The 15,972-nt window shown below is 31.7% G+C and carries 16 protein-coding genes and 1 tRNA gene; 6 read left to right on the forward strand and 11 right to left on the reverse strand.

Going from position 1 to position 15,972, the window contains the following annotated elements:
- Window positions 1-105: 105 nt before the first annotated feature.
- A complete protein-coding gene (gene plsY / locus HYY52_00495) occupies window positions 106-747 on the reverse strand; it encodes a glycerol-3-phosphate 1-O-acyltransferase PlsY (protein ID MBI2995177.1) in 642 nt (213 codons plus the stop codon).
- Between the two features lie 15 nt (window positions 748-762).
- On the opposite strand from plsY, the gene HYY52_00500 reads away from it, so the two are divergent.
- Complete coding sequence (locus tag HYY52_00500; GenBank protein MBI2995178.1) at window positions 763-1,803, forward strand: phosphoribosylformylglycinamidine cyclo-ligase; 1,041 nt, start codon at window positions 763-765, stop codon at window positions 1,801-1,803.
- Here HYY52_00500 and nth read toward each other — a convergent pair.
- Window positions 1,775-2,422: an endonuclease III gene (gene nth, locus HYY52_00505; GenBank protein MBI2995179.1), complete on the reverse strand. Its 648-nt coding sequence runs from the start codon at window positions 2,420-2,422 to the stop codon at window positions 1,775-1,777. The genes HYY52_00500 and nth overlap by 29 nt on opposite strands.
- A gap of 4 nt (window positions 2,423-2,426) precedes the next feature.
- On the reverse strand, window positions 2,427-2,957 hold the full coding sequence (locus tag HYY52_00510) for a hypothetical protein (GenBank protein MBI2995180.1): 531 nt from the start codon (window positions 2,955-2,957) through the stop codon (window positions 2,427-2,429).
- Between the two features lie 274 nt (window positions 2,958-3,231).
- Here HYY52_00510 and HYY52_00515 point away from each other — a divergent pair, with 274 nt between their 5' ends.
- Window positions 3,232-4,032 (forward strand): response regulator transcription factor, encoded by an 801-nt coding sequence (locus tag HYY52_00515; GenBank protein ID MBI2995181.1) that lies wholly within the window; start codon window positions 3,232-3,234, stop codon window positions 4,030-4,032.
- A gap of 3 nt (window positions 4,033-4,035) precedes the next feature.
- Here HYY52_00515 and HYY52_00520 read toward each other — a convergent pair whose 3' ends face one another.
- The 4 genes from HYY52_00520 to HYY52_00535 form a co-directional block, all read right to left on the reverse strand.
- Window positions 4,036-4,803, reverse strand: coding sequence for a 16S rRNA (uracil(1498)-N(3))-methyltransferase (locus tag HYY52_00520; GenBank protein MBI2995182.1), 768 nt, complete (start codon window positions 4,801-4,803; stop codon window positions 4,036-4,038).
- A gap of 63 nt (window positions 4,804-4,866) precedes the next feature.
- A complete protein-coding gene (locus tag HYY52_00525; GenBank protein ID MBI2995183.1) occupies window positions 4,867-6,285 on the reverse strand; it encodes a caspase family protein in 1,419 nt (472 codons plus the stop codon).
- A gap of 126 nt (window positions 6,286-6,411) precedes the next feature.
- On the reverse strand, window positions 6,412-7,788 hold the full coding sequence (locus HYY52_00530) for a tryptophanase (protein ID MBI2995184.1): 1,377 nt from the start codon (window positions 7,786-7,788) through the stop codon (window positions 6,412-6,414).
- Between the two features lie 21 nt (window positions 7,789-7,809).
- Window positions 7,810-7,883 (reverse strand) — tRNA-Pro (locus HYY52_00535).
- Between the two features lie 31 nt (window positions 7,884-7,914).
- On the opposite strand from HYY52_00535, the gene HYY52_00540 reads away from it, so the two are divergent.
- Complete coding sequence (locus tag HYY52_00540; protein MBI2995185.1) at window positions 7,915-8,397, forward strand: GNAT family N-acetyltransferase; 483 nt, start codon at window positions 7,915-7,917, stop codon at window positions 8,395-8,397.
- Here HYY52_00540 and HYY52_00545 read toward each other — a convergent pair.
- Window positions 8,394-9,167, reverse strand: a complete 774-nt coding sequence (locus HYY52_00545) for a response regulator transcription factor (protein ID MBI2995186.1) — start codon at window positions 9,165-9,167, stop codon at window positions 8,394-8,396. The two genes, HYY52_00540 and HYY52_00545, sit on opposite strands and share 4 nt — an antisense overlap.
- Before the next feature lie 377 nt (window positions 9,168-9,544).
- Between HYY52_00545 and HYY52_00550 the strand changes: the two genes are divergently transcribed.
- From HYY52_00550 to HYY52_00560, 3 genes are all read left to right on the forward strand, one after another.
- A complete protein-coding gene (locus tag HYY52_00550) occupies window positions 9,545-10,975 on the forward strand; it encodes a phosphoglucomutase/phosphomannomutase family protein (GenBank protein ID MBI2995187.1) in 1,431 nt (476 codons plus the stop codon).
- Window positions 10,963-11,883 carry a glycosyltransferase gene (locus HYY52_00555; GenBank protein MBI2995188.1) on the forward strand — a complete coding sequence of 307 codons (921 nt, stop codon included), beginning with the start codon at window positions 10,963-10,965 and terminating at the stop codon, window positions 11,881-11,883. Before HYY52_00550 ends, HYY52_00555 begins: the two co-directional genes overlap by 13 nt.
- Window positions 11,884-11,963: 80 nt before the next feature.
- Entirely contained in the window at window positions 11,964-12,860 is an 897-nt protein-coding gene (locus tag HYY52_00560) for a hypothetical protein (protein ID MBI2995189.1), read from the forward strand.
- 82 nt (window positions 12,861-12,942) lie between these two features.
- Here the strand turns inward: HYY52_00560 and ccsB are convergent, their stop codons facing one another.
- The 3 genes from ccsB to HYY52_00575 are packed head-to-tail and all read right to left on the reverse strand — an operon-like array spanning window position 12,943 to window position 15,805.
- Complete coding sequence (gene ccsB / locus HYY52_00565) at window positions 12,943-13,758, reverse strand: c-type cytochrome biogenesis protein CcsB (GenBank protein MBI2995190.1); 816 nt, start codon at window positions 13,756-13,758, stop codon at window positions 12,943-12,945.
- A gap of 18 nt (window positions 13,759-13,776) precedes the next feature.
- Window positions 13,777-14,952, reverse strand: a complete 1,176-nt coding sequence (locus tag HYY52_00570; GenBank protein MBI2995191.1) for a cytochrome c biogenesis protein ResB — start codon at window positions 14,950-14,952, stop codon at window positions 13,777-13,779.
- Window positions 14,939-15,805, reverse strand: a complete 867-nt coding sequence (locus tag HYY52_00575; GenBank protein MBI2995192.1) for an ABC transporter substrate-binding protein — start codon at window positions 15,803-15,805, stop codon at window positions 14,939-14,941. The genes HYY52_00570 and HYY52_00575 overlap by 14 nt, the downstream gene beginning before the upstream one ends.
- Window positions 15,806-15,972 lie beyond the last annotated feature (167 nt).

Below are 15,972 nucleotides of genomic sequence, written 5' to 3' on the forward strand. Positions count from 1 at the left end.
TTGATTTTTTCTATAGTTTTTCTGAAATCTTTTTACGTGATTATCTTAAAGCGGGAGGAGCTGATCTCTGAGGGAGCTTCTGGGGTTTGGATGAGAACAAGATTTCTAGCTAGTGAAGAAGCATTTGCTTATGTAGATTATAAAAAGAAAATTGTTGAGTCGATTCTCACCTATTTTGGGTTCTGTCCCTGCTAGTAATCTTTGAATATTTTCCCTGTGCTTTATAAGTACAATATAAACTGCTGCAAAGATCCCAAAAAGTACATAGACATATGACATATGAAATAAATAAAACCAGACTGGTACAAGTGGAATTGCAATGATTGATCCAAGAGATGAATACCTTGATGCTAAAACTACAATAAGCCAGATTAAAAAAGTAATTAATGCAACTTTCCAGCTTATTGCAATTAAAATACCTAAACCTGTTGCAGAAGATTTGCCCCCTTTAAATTTTAAAAAAATAGATTTACTATGCCCTAATATACAAGCTATTCCAACAAACAAAACAAGAATTAAACTATTTTGCAAATGAATTACAAAGTAAACAGGAAAAAATCCTTTTAATACATCAAAAACTAAAGTTATAAGTGCAGGGACTTTCCCAACTTTTCTAAGTACATTAGTAGTACCAGTACTTCCACTTCCTTCTTTTGTGAGGTCTATACTTTTTAACTTACCAATCCAATAGCCAATAGGGATTGAACCAATTAAGTAAGCTATTAATATCCAAATAAGATAATCCATAATGTATCATTTTATATGATGACTAAAAGTATTACATACAAAGATTCAGGAGTTGACATAGAAGCAGGCAATAAAACTGTTGAGTATATTAAGCCTCTTGCAAAAAAAACTTATAGACCTGAGGTAATCTCAGGAGTTGGTGGATTTAGCGGGCTTTTTCAAATTCCAAATAAATATAAAGATCCTGTTTTAGTTGCTTGTACTGATGGAGTAGGAACAAAACTAAAACTTGCTTTTAGATTAAATAAACACGAAACAATTGGCATAGATCTAGTAGCAATGTGCATAAACGATCTAATTTGTTCAGGGGCTGAACCATTATTTTTTTTAGATTACTTTGCAACAGGGAAATTATCTCCGATCCAAGCTAAAGAAGTAATAAAAGGAATTACAGATGGTTGTTTAGAATCAAACTGTACTTTACTTGGTGGAGAAACTGCAGAACTTCCTGGATTTTATAAAAACAATGAATATGATTTAGCAGGATTTGCAGTAGGAATTGTTGAAAGAAATAATATTATTGATGGTTTAAAAATCCAAGAAGGAGACTTATTAATTGGAATTGAAAGTTCTGGTCTGCATAGCAATGGCTATAGTTTAGCCCAGAAAGTATTTTTTGAAATTGCAAAATGGGATATAAATTACAAGCATCCGAAATTAGATAAATCAATAGGTGAAATTCTTTTAACGCCAACTTTCATCTATGCAAAACTAATTCGAGATTTAATAGCTAAATTTGAAATAAAAGGAATTGCAAACATTACAGGTGGCGGACTAAGTGAAAATATCCCAAGGATTTTTCCGGAAAATATAAGCTGCAAAATAAATTTAAACTCGTGGCAAAAACCTGTAATATTTAAATTAATTCAAGAAACTGGAAACATTGAAAACAATGAAATGCTTAAAACTTTTAATTGTGGAATTGGAATAGTAATAATAGTCAATAAAAACATAGAAGAAAATATTTCTAAAGAAATACAGAAAGAAGGATTTAAAAGCTATAAAATTGGAAAGGTAATAAAAGACACTAGTAAAAAAGTGTTTTATGAAGGATAGAGGAGTAAAAACATAATTTATTTAACATACAAATTTCACATTTAGGCTTTCGCGCATCACAGATTTTTCTACCGTGCTCAATTATCATATGACTAAAACTTATCCATTCATCTCTTGGAATTATTTTTATTAGATCTTGTTCAACTTTATTTGGATCTGTATTTTTAGTAAGTCCTAATCTCTGAGCAATTCTTAAAACATGAGTATCTACTATAACTCCAGAAGGCACATTAAAAGCATTTCCCATAACACAGTTTGCTGTTTTTCTTGCAACACCAGGAAGTTCTAATAATTTTTCAAAGTTATCCGGGACTTTGCCATTATACTTTTTATCAATAATCTGACAAGAAGCAATTATATTTTTTGCTTTATTCCTAAAAAATCCTGTTGAATAAATTTCTTTTTCAAAATCACTAACATTTGCATCTGCATAGTCTCTTGCTTTTTTATACTTTTTAAAAAGGTTTTTAGTTACAATGTTTACTCTCGCATCTGTACACTGTGCAGATAAAATTGTAGCTATTAAAAGTTCAAGAGGATTTTTATGACTTAAAGCAGTTTTTACATTAGGATACTGCTTTTTTAAAAGCAGAAGAATTTTCTTTATCTCAATTCTCAATTCTCTAAGTTGCTGGTTGGCCTGTTGAATTTGCTGCACTTAAACCTTCTGCTGATGCTTCTGCTGCATCTACTTCTACTAATGCATCTACTTGTTCTTCTGATTCAGTTCCTAAACCAACATTACCTACATCTTGCTCTGCATCTCCAGAGATTGAAAAAACTTTTCCTTTACTAGTAAGAGCTGCTGCTCCCATTGCTGCTAAAAGTGCAGGACTTGCTGCCATAGCCATTGCTGCTGCAACTGTTCCTGCTTGTCCTTGTGTAGGAGCAGCTTGAGCTTGTGCAACACCTCGAGTACCTGGTGTTGTTGTACCGCCTGCTCGTGCTATAGCAGGTGCTCCTGGTAATACAACTGCAGGTGTTGTCATTGTTTGTGCAGGAACTGCCGGCCCAGTTGATGGTCTAGTTGCATTTGCAATCGCAGCTTGACGAGCTGATGTATTATTATTTGCTTGATTATTTTGAGCTACTTGTTTTACCACTGGAGTAGCTTGTTTTGGTATACCTGTTAAACTTGGATTTCCTACACTCATGACCTTTTATTCCTTAATATGTATAAAGCTCAGTCATTTTAGAAAATGATACTTACAACTTAAAATTATAAAACATTTCTAGATTTTCTAAGCATTTTAAATGATAATTGCTTATTTTTCATGCTTTTTATTTACCAGTTCTTAACAATCCACAGATTTAGGGTGATTCCTTTTTATACTACTTTTAAACTAAATTAAATTGTCTATTTTAGATTGAGGCTTGCTGCTTTTGGGAATAAACATTACAGCTAGCACATGTAAAGGAGGCATTTAGTTGCTTTCTCAAGAAAATAATAAGCTAAATACACAAACAGATATTGTACAAGTTACAGTAGAGCCAGATTTTTTAATTAAATATAATCCAAGCAGAAAAAGAGCTCTTCAATTAATGGCAAGCGGTTGGTCAAATGCATCAATAGCAGAAGATTTAAATTTTTCAACTAAAAATATTGAATCAATTACAACATTTTTAATTCGTTTAGCAAAAATCTATGATACTAACGGTTACATAAATCCAAGAGCAAGACTTGTTGCTAAATGTTATTATGCAAAAAAATTAAAATACTTTCCCTCACAAGAACCACCAAATGAATTACTAACAGAAGATCAAACAGCAACATTATTACTTGTAGCTGCAGGACTATCAAACAAAACCACAGGAAAAATTCTTGGTATATCAGAAAAAACTATAGAGAGTCGATTAAACAATTTGTTTTTATCATTTGGGATTAACACAAAAGCAAACAAAGTTATAAATCCAAGACTAAGGCTAATTTCAATAGCTAACGCAAGACAAAATATTACGTTTGAAGCTTTCGAACAAGTCTGGTTAAAAACTACCAATGAAGATCTTGATGCAGCAGTTAACAATCCTCAAGAACTTAGAGAAACAGTTCTTCAGATTGCTAAAAAGTTAATAGAAGAAGCACCTAAATTCAGAAACAATGCACATAAGCAACGAATGCATGCAGCACAAGATGAACGAGTACAATATGTACACCCTGAACAATCTCAGAATTTATACACAAGATTAAATCCTCAAACAAATCCTCAAAACAAAGAGGAACACAGGTAAAAACTACAGATCATTAAAATAAAAAAATAAAATACTAGATATTACTATGCCTGCTGTTTCTGAACGATAAATTCTTCTTCCTAAACTTACTGACTTAAATCCATTTGAGGTAACAGTTCTTATTTCACTTTCAGTAAAACCACCTTCAGGTCCAATTAGTACTAGTACCTTTTGTACTTTATCCTGCAAACTATTTAATACTTCTTTTATTCCATTAGACTGAGTTCTTTCTAAACAAATTAACTTAAGATCATATCCGGATAAATTTATCTTTATTAATTCATCTATAGATAAAATATCTTGAACTTTTGGTATTAATCCTCGCTCAGATTGTTCAGCAGCACTTTGTACTATGTTTTGATATCTGGAGATTCTTCTGCCTAACTCTCTGACTATTCCTTCTTCTTTGATTTGTACAACTGTACGTTCACAAGTTATTGGAATAAATTCACAAACTCCTATTTCAGTATTTTTTTGTAGTGCATAATCAAATTTAGGTCCCTTTAATAACGCTTGTGCAATTGTAATTCTTAAATTTGGTTCCGTGTTTACAGTTCGTCTGCTTAAAAGCCTGCATTGGATAGATCTAGAAAAACATGAAAGAATTTGAGCATTATAAATAATGCCATTCCCATCCAAAAGAACAACCTGATCATTTTCTCTTAATCGTAAGACATTTGAAACTTTATATATTTGCTCAGAATCAATAATGCTAGCTTTTTTTTCTTGCCAATTAACTTGAGTAGGATTTAAAAAAAATCGATAAGCCATGTTTATAATTGTCAATTATCAATTATCAATTGTCAATTAGCTTTTGAACAATATTCAATCACTTTAAGCAACATTTTGCATATAATTATTCACACTAATATTTGGTTTTGTTTGAGTAAAATATTGTTCTATTAATTTCTTAGTCTTTGGATCATTTGAATAGTGAAACCCTTGTGAATCTTGTCTATTTGAAGTATCATACTGCGTCATAAGATCTGCAAACTTAATTTTATGTAAGTAAGTACCAACAGGTCTTTCTATTTTTACTCCCTTACTTGTAAGATGCTGTAGGTACTCCTTGTACCAAGAGCAATAATAATCTAATGGCCCTGATTTATCAGTCATTAAATCACTTACTAAAGAAGCATTTTCAGGAGTAGTGCCTGCTCCAGCTGATGTGTATTTTGATTCAGTTATTATTCTAAGATTTTTAACAGGTATCTCTTTTCTTTCCTGGAAGTAATTTTTTATCCCATCTAGTTGACTGCCAGAAAAACAAGAACCTGCCCAAATTGTAATATCTATTTGTGCACAAAGTGATTGTCCTTTGTAAGGTCGTGAAATAATCTCTGCAATTTCTTTAGGTTCCATAGTTTCATAATCAGATGCCAATATACCACCATCTTCATTTCCATGATTCATGTAATGAAACATAAACACTGATTTTTTTTCATCAATTGCTTTTTTAAGAGAGCTTTCAAGCTGCCTCAATATTTCACTTTTAGTACCAGATACAATTTCAGGAATATCACAAAAACCCTCGTCTCCTAAAACTTGTAAAAGTTCTTCTTTATGAATATCATCTATGCATAAAGCACTAAGAGACATTCCATAATCTCTCCTATATGTTTCAAGTACTCTTGCAAGATCTGTTTCCATGCCTGACAATCCTTCTAAAGAAAGAGCAAACATGCAGGCTCCACTATTTTTTTGAAAATCATATTGATAAGGTTCACTCCATACAGCATACTGCTCACACATATCATTTATATGAGCACTGAGTTTTTTTTCTAGAAGTTGTTCTAAACTTTGCTTTGTTTTTATATTTGTAACTTCTTCATAAGTAAGTGCAACTCTAAGTGGTATCTGACTTTTACCCAAAAAGTAATTGTTATCAATAAAAACAAATTCAGCAGGTTCACTTTTAATTCCTATACAAACAAGAGATAAATCATGTTTTTTGTTAAATGAACTTAATGCTGTATCATCTTTAAAATTTGAGACTGATGATAACAATTGTGGATTTAATTTTTCAAGTAAATTCCTAATGTATATTTCTCTACTTTCAAATCCATATATTTCCCTAAGTGTAAGAGCATATTCATTACCTCGATTTGTTAGAGGTTGATTAAGTTGAACATTAATCCCTTGGGCCTTTAATACTGGAGGCTTCTTTGAATCAACATTATTTTCACCAGCAAATAATGCTCCTACAAGTATTGGAATAGATAAGCCACCAATACGAACAATAGAGCTTCCCATATGAAACCTGCCTTTTATAGATATCTTTACTAGCTATTGTTAGTTATTCTACCAGAAAGTTTCTTTTAACAGTGCTTACTTATGTAATTTCTTTGTAATTTTTTGATTACATCTCAATTAAAATCTTTAAGTTGGCAGAAGTCTTGCAGTAAAATGACTCAATATTGGTGAAGTTTCTACAAGCTTTAATCCTTGGAGCTTATCTTTCTTTTTTGCTAAGTAACTAAATACCTCGATCACATAATCCATATGGCTTTGTGTGTAAACTCGTCTTGGCAGTGCAAGTCTTAAAAGTTCCATTTTTGCAGGAATGAAAATTCCATTATTTGATTTACCAAACATAAGACTACCAATTTCAGATGCACGTATACCTCCTTCTAGATACAATGCGCAAGCAAGAGCTTGTCCTGGGAATTCTTGTGGTGGAATATGAGAGAGAAATTTCTTAGCATTTATATAGATGGCATGTCCACCAGGTGGTTCTAAAATTGGAATACCATCTTTTCTAAGTCCTTCACCTAAATAAGCTACGGATTTTATTCTGTACTTTAGATACTCCTCATCTAACACTTCAGTTAAACCTTGAGCAATAGCTTCTAAATCTCTTCCTGCTAAACCACCATATGTAGGAAATCCTTCACCAATAATTTCAATTTCTCTTGCTTTTTTTGCCCAGCTACTATTATTCATCGCAAGAAAACCACCCATATTTACTAGCCCGTCCTTTTTTGCACTCACAAGACAACCATCAGCCTGGGAAAATAATTCTTTTGCAATAGACTTTGTATCCCAATCAGCATAGCTAGATTCTCTTAGCTTAATAAAATAAACATTTTCTGCAAACCTCGCTGCATCAAGAAAAAATGGAACATTATATTTTTTACAAATTTTTTTTGTATCTTTTAAATTCTTCATTGAAACAGGCTGACCACCTAATGAATTATTTGTAACAGTAATTAATACAAGAGGAACATCAGATGATCTCTCTTTAAGAACTTTCTCAAGTTTTTCTAAGTCAATATCTCCTTTAAAAGGATAAGAGCTCTCAAAATCTAATGCTTCTTGTACAGGCAAGTCTAAAGCTTCTGCCCCAGTAGTTTCAATATTTGCTCTTGTAGTATCAAAAAGTGAATTAGATGGGATGCATTTCCCTTTCCCTGCAACAAATGAAAATAAAATTCTTTCTGCTGCACGGCCTTGATGAGCAGGAATTATTTCTTTGTATCCAGTAAGCTCTCTTACTGTTTTTTCAAAAATATAAAAACTTCTTGCTCCTGCATAAGACTCATCACCACGCATAATAGCAGCCCATTGTTCAGAAGACATTGCAGAAGTACCAGAGTCTGTTAAAAGATCAATTAAAACTTTATCTGCTGGAATTTTAAAAAGGTTATAGCAAGCTTCTTCTAAAACTTTTTTTCTTTCTTCATGATCAGTAAAACCTAAAGGCTCAACAGATTTAATTTTAAAAGGCTCAATAATTGTTTGCCATTGCCAGGACATAAATATATTGTACTAATTATATCGGGAAGACAGGATTTAAACCTGCGGCCTCTCGCACCCGAAACGAGCGCTCTATCAAACTGAGCTACTTCCCGCAGTAGCATTAAGTAATATAATATCAGTATTATGAATTTAGAGTTGTTAACTAATAACTTAGTAATTGAAAAAGCAAGTCAAAGTGACTGGAAATCAATTTTAAAACTTCTTGAAGAAACAAGACTTACAAGATGGTTTTCAGGCAAAGAAAATTACAAAAATTTCTTTGTGATTAAAGACTCTAGTGATAATAACTCAATTTGTTGTTTTGCAATAGAATTTGAAAATAAAATTGGAATCTTAAAGTCTTTTGCTGTAAGAAAAGATCTACAAGGAAAAGGGATTGGAAAATTTATTACAAATAAAATACCTGAAATCTGTAAAAAGCTTGGCATAAGAAAACTTTATGCAGCAAGCAGTGAATCTCCTGACTTCTGGAGAAAAACGATTTTTAAAGAAGTTCAAACAAATGAAATAAAAGAACCTTATGCAGTACAATATATAAACTTTATAAAATCTAGCTTTCCAAAAGAGTTTCAGTGCTCACATTTTTTCTTACTAGTTCTTGATTAATCTAAAACTTCATCATCGTCACTGCTTTTGTGGTCAGCTTTTAAAATATAACCTACTCCTCTTACAGTATGAAGTAATCTTCCAGGAGCAATACTTTCTAATTTAGTTCTTAAATATCTGACATAAACTTCAATAACATTTGATTCACCTAAAAAATTATAGCCCCATACTTTATCAAAAATAAATTCTCTAGTTAAAACTTGTTCTGGATAAAGCATAAACAATCTTAAAAGAGCAAATTCTTTTGCACGTAAATCAAGAATTGTATCTTGTCGCTTAGATACTCTTGTAAATTGATCAAGAGATAAATCTTTGTACTCTAAAAGTCCATCCATTGGCTGTGGTTTTCGTCTTATTACTGCCCTGATCCTGGCCAGAAGTTCTTCTGTAGCAAAAGGTTTTGTTATATAATCATCAGCACCACTATCCAAACTCATCACCTTATCTGAGAGAGAATTTTTTTCAGAGAGAACAATTAGAGGAACATCATTCCCATCCGAACGAATCCTTCTAGTAATTTCTAAACCATTTATATCAGGCAAAATCCAATTCATGATTATTAAATCTGGTCTAAATTTCCCTACAACTTCAATGGCTTCTTTACCAGATTTTGCAATGTTAACTTGGTAACCTTCATAGCTAAGCTCAAGCTCAATTAATCTTGCTACTTGAGGTTCATCTTCTACTATAAGAACTCTCAGCGGCCTGCTAGATATCTCTTGTAGTTGGATATCTTCAAATGATTTAGATTTTTTTGCTCTTGTAGCCATGTGAAATTACAACATTAATTTTTTTTAATAATTATTCTACTTATTACTCATGAAGCTTAATCAAATTTAATAAAAGTAGCTTGAAATGTTACAAATTACTCTCACCCAAGGGTTATTTACCTCAAAGATTAGAAATTATCACAGTATTTTTAGCTGATATTTTTAGAAATGTAGGGGTGCTTGCATACATTTGAAACATTTTTCATCTGATAGTACCAAGGCTTAGCACCAATAACAGACCATAGACCATAGACCATAGACCATAAACCATAGACCATAGACCATAAACCATAGACCATAAACCATAGACCATAGACCATAGACCATAAACTTGAAAAAGGTCTATAGTCTCTTGTCTATAGTCTATATTAGTATGTATGTCTTCTAATATAAAATTTGGTACCGATGGCTGGCGGGATGTAATTGCAGATGGATTTACATTTAAAAATGTAAGAGTTGTTAGTATTGCCATTGGAAAATATATTGAAAAAAAATTAAATAAAAATTTACCTGTTTTAATTGGCTATGATACTCGCTTCCTGGCTAATGAATTTGCAAAAGCCTGTACTAATGAATTATTAAATCTTGATTTAAATGTTCAACTCTCACAAGTAGTAATACCAACACCTGTTATTGCTTTTTGGGCAGCTAAAATACCACAAGGCTCCAATGGTGCAATTCAATTTACAGCAAGTCATAATCCACCAAAATATTGTGGCTTAAAATACATAACCAATTACGGAGGACCTGCACCTGTTGAAATAACAGATGAGATAACAAATTACATTGACGCCCATAGAGACGCCCCACTGGGGCGTCTCTACGAGAACATTGATATCCGAACATTTGATCCAAAACAACAATACATTGATCACCTAAAATCATTAATTGATTTTGACAAGATAAAAAAATCAAATCTTAAAATCATATATGATCCTATGTATGGTGCAGGCAACAACTATTTAGATTACATTTTAAAAGAAGCTGGATGTGAAACTATAACAATTCATAATAAAAGAGATCCTCTTTTTGGAAATTTATTTCCAGAACCAAAAGAAGAATTTTTAAATGAATTAAAACAAGTTGTTGTATCAAAAAATGCAAATTTAGGACTAGCAACAGACGGCGATGCTGACAGGCTAGCTGCAATTGATAATAGTGGCAATTTTTATTCTGCAAATAAAATAGGTTCAATGTTAGTTAGGCATCTGGTTAAAAATAAAAAATTAAAAGGAAAAGTAGTAAGGACAATGTCTACAACTCATTTAATTGATTCATTAGCAAAAAGATATGATTTAGAGGCTATTGAAACAAAAGTAGGTTTTAAATGGATCTGCGAAATAATGTTAAAAGAAAATGTACTCATTGGAATAGAAGAATCTGGTGGAATTAGTATTTTAAACCATATCCCTGATAAAGATGCGATTCTTTCTGGCATGCTTTTAACTGAAATGTTAGCTTATGAAAATAAAACTCTTTCTCAAATTTATAGTGAAACTATTAAAGAAGCTGGTTATTCATACATAAATGACAAACTTGATCTTCACTTAAATAAAGAACAAATTAATTCTTTCATTTCAAGCTTAAAAAAAGAAAACTTACTAAAAATAAATAACTTAAAAACAAAATCAATTAATACTACTGAAGGAGTAAAGTATTTATTTGAAGATGGCAGCTGGTTTTTTGCAAGGCCAAGTGGTACTGAACCACTTGCCAGAGTGTATTTTGAAGCAACCTCTGATAAAGTATTAAATGCAATGAAAAACAAAATACAAGAAATCGTCAATCAAGCACAATGCCAAAAGTAAGCATAATAATTCCAACATACAATAGAGAAAATTTTATTTCTGAAACAATTGAAAGTGTTTTAAATCAAACCTTTAAAGATTTTGAAATCGTTATTATAAATGATGGATCAACTGATAATACAAAAAAAAAGTTAGAAAAGTTTAATACAAAAATCAAATTAATTAATCAAGCAAATTCTGAAAGGGCTGTTTCTAGAAATAATGGTGTAAAAAATTCAAACGGTGAATACATAGCATTTTTAGATTCAGATGATCTTTGGGAAAAAGACAAATTAGAAAAACAAGTTGAAATATTGGACAAATATAAAGACATGGTTCTTGTCTACAGTCAATGTTCAAGAATAAATGAAAATGGGATAAAAATTAAAACTGCAAAAAGGCAGCTTGAAGGATATTCAGGCAATATATTTGAAAAATTACTTTTAAGAAATATTATTTCCTCACCTACACCTTTAGTTAGAAGAGATTTTTTTGAAAAGACCATAGGATTTCAAACCCAATATGTTCCTTATGAAGACTGGGAATTTTGGCTTAGGTTTTCTTTATTTGGAAAGTTTTATTTTATTCCAGAAAGGCTTGCTAGATATAGAATTCATCCTGAGCAATCTGTAAAACTTGCAACTGCACAAAAAATAGAAGAAGTAACAACAAAGCTTTTAAATGATTCTTTTAAGTTAAAAAATACTAAAGAAGAAATTATTAAAAGATCTCTAGGCATTGCAAATTTAAGATTTTGCTATTGGTACATAATGGCAAATCAAATTTCAAAAGCAAAAGAAAAAATTAACATTGCATTAAATTTATATCCTAATTTTTTAATTGATCCAAGATTTTATGGACTTAGTATTTTATGTAAAATGCCTCAGCTTGCAGGAAAATGGATTTTTGAGTTAGAGCAGTATCATTAATCACTCTATCTTTCCATAAGTACAGGTTTAAGGTTTCAAGGTATTCAAAAAGTGGTATACAACATTAGGAGATACAACTAATGAAAAAGTATGTTTTATGTGTTTTAGTATTGATCGTTTCAATTGTTATTGAAACTAATAGTTTTGCTACTGTAACACCGCCTGGTGATCCTAGTTGTATTAGAGACAATGGGCAACCATGTTTTGGTAATACGGACTGTTGTGGAAATATATGCATACCAAAGAGTGCGACTTGTTGTCTAGGCTCAGATGGAACTTATCATAGTTGTTCTGGTGGTACTCCTCAGTGTTGTGGTAATACATGCATAGCTAGTGATAGGACTTGTTGTCCAGGGCTGAATCCAAATGGAGCTAGTTGTCTTAGTGATACTGAGCAATGTTGTAAGTTTAGGTGCATAGGTGCTAATGATGGTTGTTGTTCAGATCCACCCCCGAATGGACATACATGTTCCGGCGACGAACCCAAGTGTTGTGGTAATACATGCATAGCTAGTGATAGGACTTGTTGTCCAGGGCTGAATCCAAATGGAGCTAGTTGTCTTAGTGATACTGAGCAATGTTGTAATTTTCAGTGCATAGATGCCGATAAGTCTTGTTGTCGAAGTTCAATTGGAACTTATTTTACTTGCTCCGGTGACGAACCCCAGTGTTGTGGTAATACATGCATAGCTAGTGATAGGACTTGTTGTCCAGATCCAAATCCAAATGGGACTAGTTGTCCTGGTGGTACTGTGTGTTGTGGAGGACAATGCTTCTCTACAGCTGCTGATGACGTATGCTGTTCATATAATGCAATAACTATGAACGCTACTTTCTGTCCAGCAGAGTCTCCAGTTTGTTGCCCTGGTGGTGGATGCTGCCCACGTGGTCTATCTTGTGGAGATAGTAGTTGTGACGGAGATCAATATGCTAGAGATGATACCTCTCCTACTCCTACCTCAGAACCAGCAATATAAACATAACTGAAGACCATAGACTATAGACTACAAGAAGGTCTATAGTCTATAGTCTGTTGTCTATAGTCTGTAGTCTGTGGTCTCACTCTATTTTTCCATACGTATGTAATCCACCAAAGTTAAATTGATTTACTCCAAGATAAGTTAAATAAACCATTATAATTCCACAAAGAGAAATTAACGCTAAAACTTTCCCTGAAGCTTTTGTATTAAGTCTTAAATGTAAAAATGCTGCATACACAAACCAAGTAACAAGTGCCATTGTTTCTTTTGGATCCCACTGCCAAAGAGCTCCCCATGCATGGTTTGCCCATAAAGCACCATTAATTATTCCAAGTGTAAGTAATGGAAATCCAAAAGTTATACACCGGTATGTTACTTCATCAAAAAAATGTGCTCCTTTTGTTTCTTTGTTTTTTGGTCTTGTTTTTATTAAATATAAAGCACTAGAAAATGCTCCGATTAAAAATAAAGCATAAGAAATTAATAAAGGAGCAACATGAATAACTCTCCAGTAACTTTGCAGGGCAGGAATTAATGGTACTATTTGTTTCTGGCTAGCTGGCAACCAAGTAGCATATAAAAAAACAATAAGTAAAAAACTAGAAACAATCCAGCCAAAATAATCAATCTTGTATCTCCACTCTAAAAATAAATACACAGCTATAACTGCCCAAGCAAATACTACTAATGACTCATATAAATTTGTAAGTGGAAAAAACTTTAATTCTAACCCTCTAGTAACTAAAGCAACTGTTAATGCTATTAAGGAAATTAAAAGAAAAGCAGAGCCAATTTTTTTTAAAAAAGTAAGCTTTTTATTTAGCCATGTAAATGCATAAAACCAAATAGAAATAAATACTGCGATTCCGGATATATTAAAGAAGATGGTTTCCATTCTTATTCTCCTTATTTCTTAAATTCCTGAGATAGCTTTTTCAAACTCTTCAAAAAATTTTCCACTTGTTCTGTCAGAAATTCCATCAATTATTGTTTTATTATTTTTTTCATCAGATCTATCTATCCTAGCCCAGACTTGCTTTTTTAAACCAAAAGCAATAAATACACCACATATAATTAACAATAAGCCAGGATAAATTAATAAATTGCCTGGATTTGATTTAAACTGTAAGCCAGTAAGTGTTTCTACACCATGAAAACCAATATTCATAGGACCAATATGAAGACTCTTACCTTTTTTTACTTTACCTAAAAATTTTTGACTGTCTTTAATAAAAGAAACTGAATACAACTCTAATGTATCTTGATTTATTTTTAACTTTAAGCCTACATCATTACTTAGTGGCAAAAACACAACTTCCTCACCATCAAAGTTTTCAACCGGTAATGTTACAGGTTCATTATTAAAGGTCACTTGAACAAATTTTCCCCAGCTACTTTGGTAAATATCTAGCCCCATAAACTCAAGAGGATTATTTACATAAATAACTTTTCTGGTTAATTCTTTTTTGTTCTTATCTAAAACTGACAAATCACTATACCATTGTTTTGGCTCTCCTGTTTTATAATTTTCTCTCCAGGTTTTATTAACTCTTATAAGATAAGGTGGTATCTTGCCAAACCAAATTGACATCTTGCTTATAGGGACTAACCAATTCTCATGCTCTTGAGATCTAATTTGAGTTATCTGGTCCCTTAAACCAGAGAGATAAAATCCTTCTTTCTCTGATACTTGAGCCATTCCATTAAAACCAGTAAGAACAGTAATTGCAGAGCCAAGTAATAACATCAAAATACCAACATGAGTAACCAAAGCACCTAATCTATGCCAGGCAAAAGCATGTCTACATCTTGGAAAAACTTTTTTAATACTTGCAATAGTAAGATTAATTCCAAGAGTTGTTAATAAAGCAAGATACCACCATGAATGAAAAACATCAGTTAAACCAAGACTTTTTAATAAATGATATTTTGAGAGCCCGTATTTTTTAATTAACTCACTTGAACCAACCATAGGTTCTTCAGGGAGAATTGTTCCTAAGAGTGTTGTAATTGCTAGAAAGATAAATAAAGTGACAGCTAACTTTACTGAAGAAAACTCTTTTAAAAAAGTTTTTTTAAAATTCAACATAATCTAATTTTGGTATCTTACTTATCAAACCTTTCCTACAAGCCATTTGATAAAGTTTTTTAATTGCAAGCTTACCTAAAATACCATAGTCAATAGTAAATTGGTTGACATACATGCTAACAAATTTATCAACCATATTAAAATCTTTTTCTATATCTCTTGCATATTTTGCAATATAAGGAATTACTTCTTTTTTGTTTTCAAGAGCATAAGCAATACTTTTTTTAATTAGTAAGTTTATTTTTTTCTTTTTATCTTCACTAAAATTTCTTTTTACAACATTCCCTCCAAGCGGAAGAGGTAAATTAGTTTTTCCTAGCCACCAATTGCCTAAATCTAAAACCTTATGTAATCCATACTTTAAGTATGACAATTGACCTTCATGAATAATAAGTCCTAAAGGATATTTACCACAAGATACTTCTTCTAGGATTTTGTCAAAAGGTACAAAAATAAATTTAACATCTTTGATTAACAATTTAAGAAGTAAAAAAGCTGTTGTTTTTTCACCAGGTATTGCAATTATATTATTTTTTAAAAGTTGCAAGTCATTTTCTTTTATTTTTTCCTTACTAATCACTACTGGTCCATAACCATAACCCAACGAACCACCACATGATAAAAGTTGATATTCCTTTTCTACAAAAGGATAAGCAAAAAACGATATGGCTTGAACATCATATTTTAAAGAATCAGATTCTACATTTAATGTCTGGATATCTTTTAAAACATGTTTAATTTCAAAGCTATCGTTATTTATTATATTTTTTGATAATGCATAAAACATAAATGCATCATCTGCATCAGGACTATGAGCAATCGTAAGTTTTTCTTTGCTTTTTATTTTTGACATTACTTAAGGGATAATTCTAAAACCTAAAATTAAAAGTCTATTACACTAGAGATAACATCCTATCATTTAAGGGATAGCTATAAGTACAAGACCTTATTAGTTTCCTATAAATTTACTATACATATAGTTATCCCGAAACAAACATTTTTTACAGAAAAAAGAATTCT

This window comes from Candidatus Melainabacteria bacterium (assembly GCA_016193285.1).
GTDB lineage: Bacteria > Cyanobacteriota > Vampirovibrionia > 2-02-FULL-35-15 > 2-02-FULL-35-15 > JACPSL01.

Excerpts from the sequence above, each read along its gene's own strand:
- ccsB (MBI2995190.1), bottom strand. The coding sequence starts at position 13,758 with ATGGAAACCATCTTCTTTAATATATCCGGAATCGCAGTATTTATTTCT.
- HYY52_00550 (MBI2995187.1), top strand. The coding sequence starts at position 9,545 with ATGTCTTCTAATATAAAATTTGGTACCGATGGCTGGCGGGATGTAATT.
- HYY52_00530 (MBI2995184.1), bottom strand. The coding sequence starts at position 7,788 with ATGTCCTGGCAATGGCAAACAATTATTGAGCCTTTTAAAATTAAATCT.
- HYY52_00525 (MBI2995183.1), bottom strand. The coding sequence starts at position 6,285 with ATGGGAAGCTCTATTGTTCGTATTGGTGGCTTATCTATTCCAATACTT.
- HYY52_00570 (MBI2995191.1), bottom strand. The coding sequence starts at position 14,952 with ATGTTGAATTTTAAAAAAACTTTTTTAAAAGAGTTTTCTTCAGTAAAG.
- HYY52_00510 (MBI2995180.1), bottom strand. The coding sequence starts at position 2,957 with ATGAGTGTAGGAAATCCAAGTTTAACAGGTATACCAAAACAAGCTACT.
- HYY52_00500 (MBI2995178.1), top strand. The coding sequence starts at position 763 with ATGATGACTAAAAGTATTACATACAAAGATTCAGGAGTTGACATAGAA.
- HYY52_00555 (MBI2995188.1), top strand. The coding sequence starts at position 10,963 with ATGCCAAAAGTAAGCATAATAATTCCAACATACAATAGAGAAAATTTT.
- plsY (MBI2995177.1), bottom strand. The coding sequence starts at position 747 with ATGGATTATCTTATTTGGATATTAATAGCTTACTTAATTGGTTCAATC.
- HYY52_00545 (MBI2995186.1), bottom strand. The coding sequence starts at position 9,167 with ATGGCTACAAGAGCAAAAAAATCTAAATCATTTGAAGATATCCAACTA.
- HYY52_00560 (MBI2995189.1), top strand. The coding sequence starts at position 11,964 with ATGAAAAAGTATGTTTTATGTGTTTTAGTATTGATCGTTTCAATTGTT.
- HYY52_00520 (MBI2995182.1), bottom strand. The coding sequence starts at position 4,803 with ATGGCTTATCGATTTTTTTTAAATCCTACTCAAGTTAATTGGCAAGAA.
- HYY52_00540 (MBI2995185.1), top strand. The coding sequence starts at position 7,915 with ATGAATTTAGAGTTGTTAACTAATAACTTAGTAATTGAAAAAGCAAGT.
- HYY52_00575 (MBI2995192.1), bottom strand. The coding sequence starts at position 15,805 with ATGTCAAAAATAAAAAGCAAAGAAAAACTTACGATTGCTCATAGTCCT.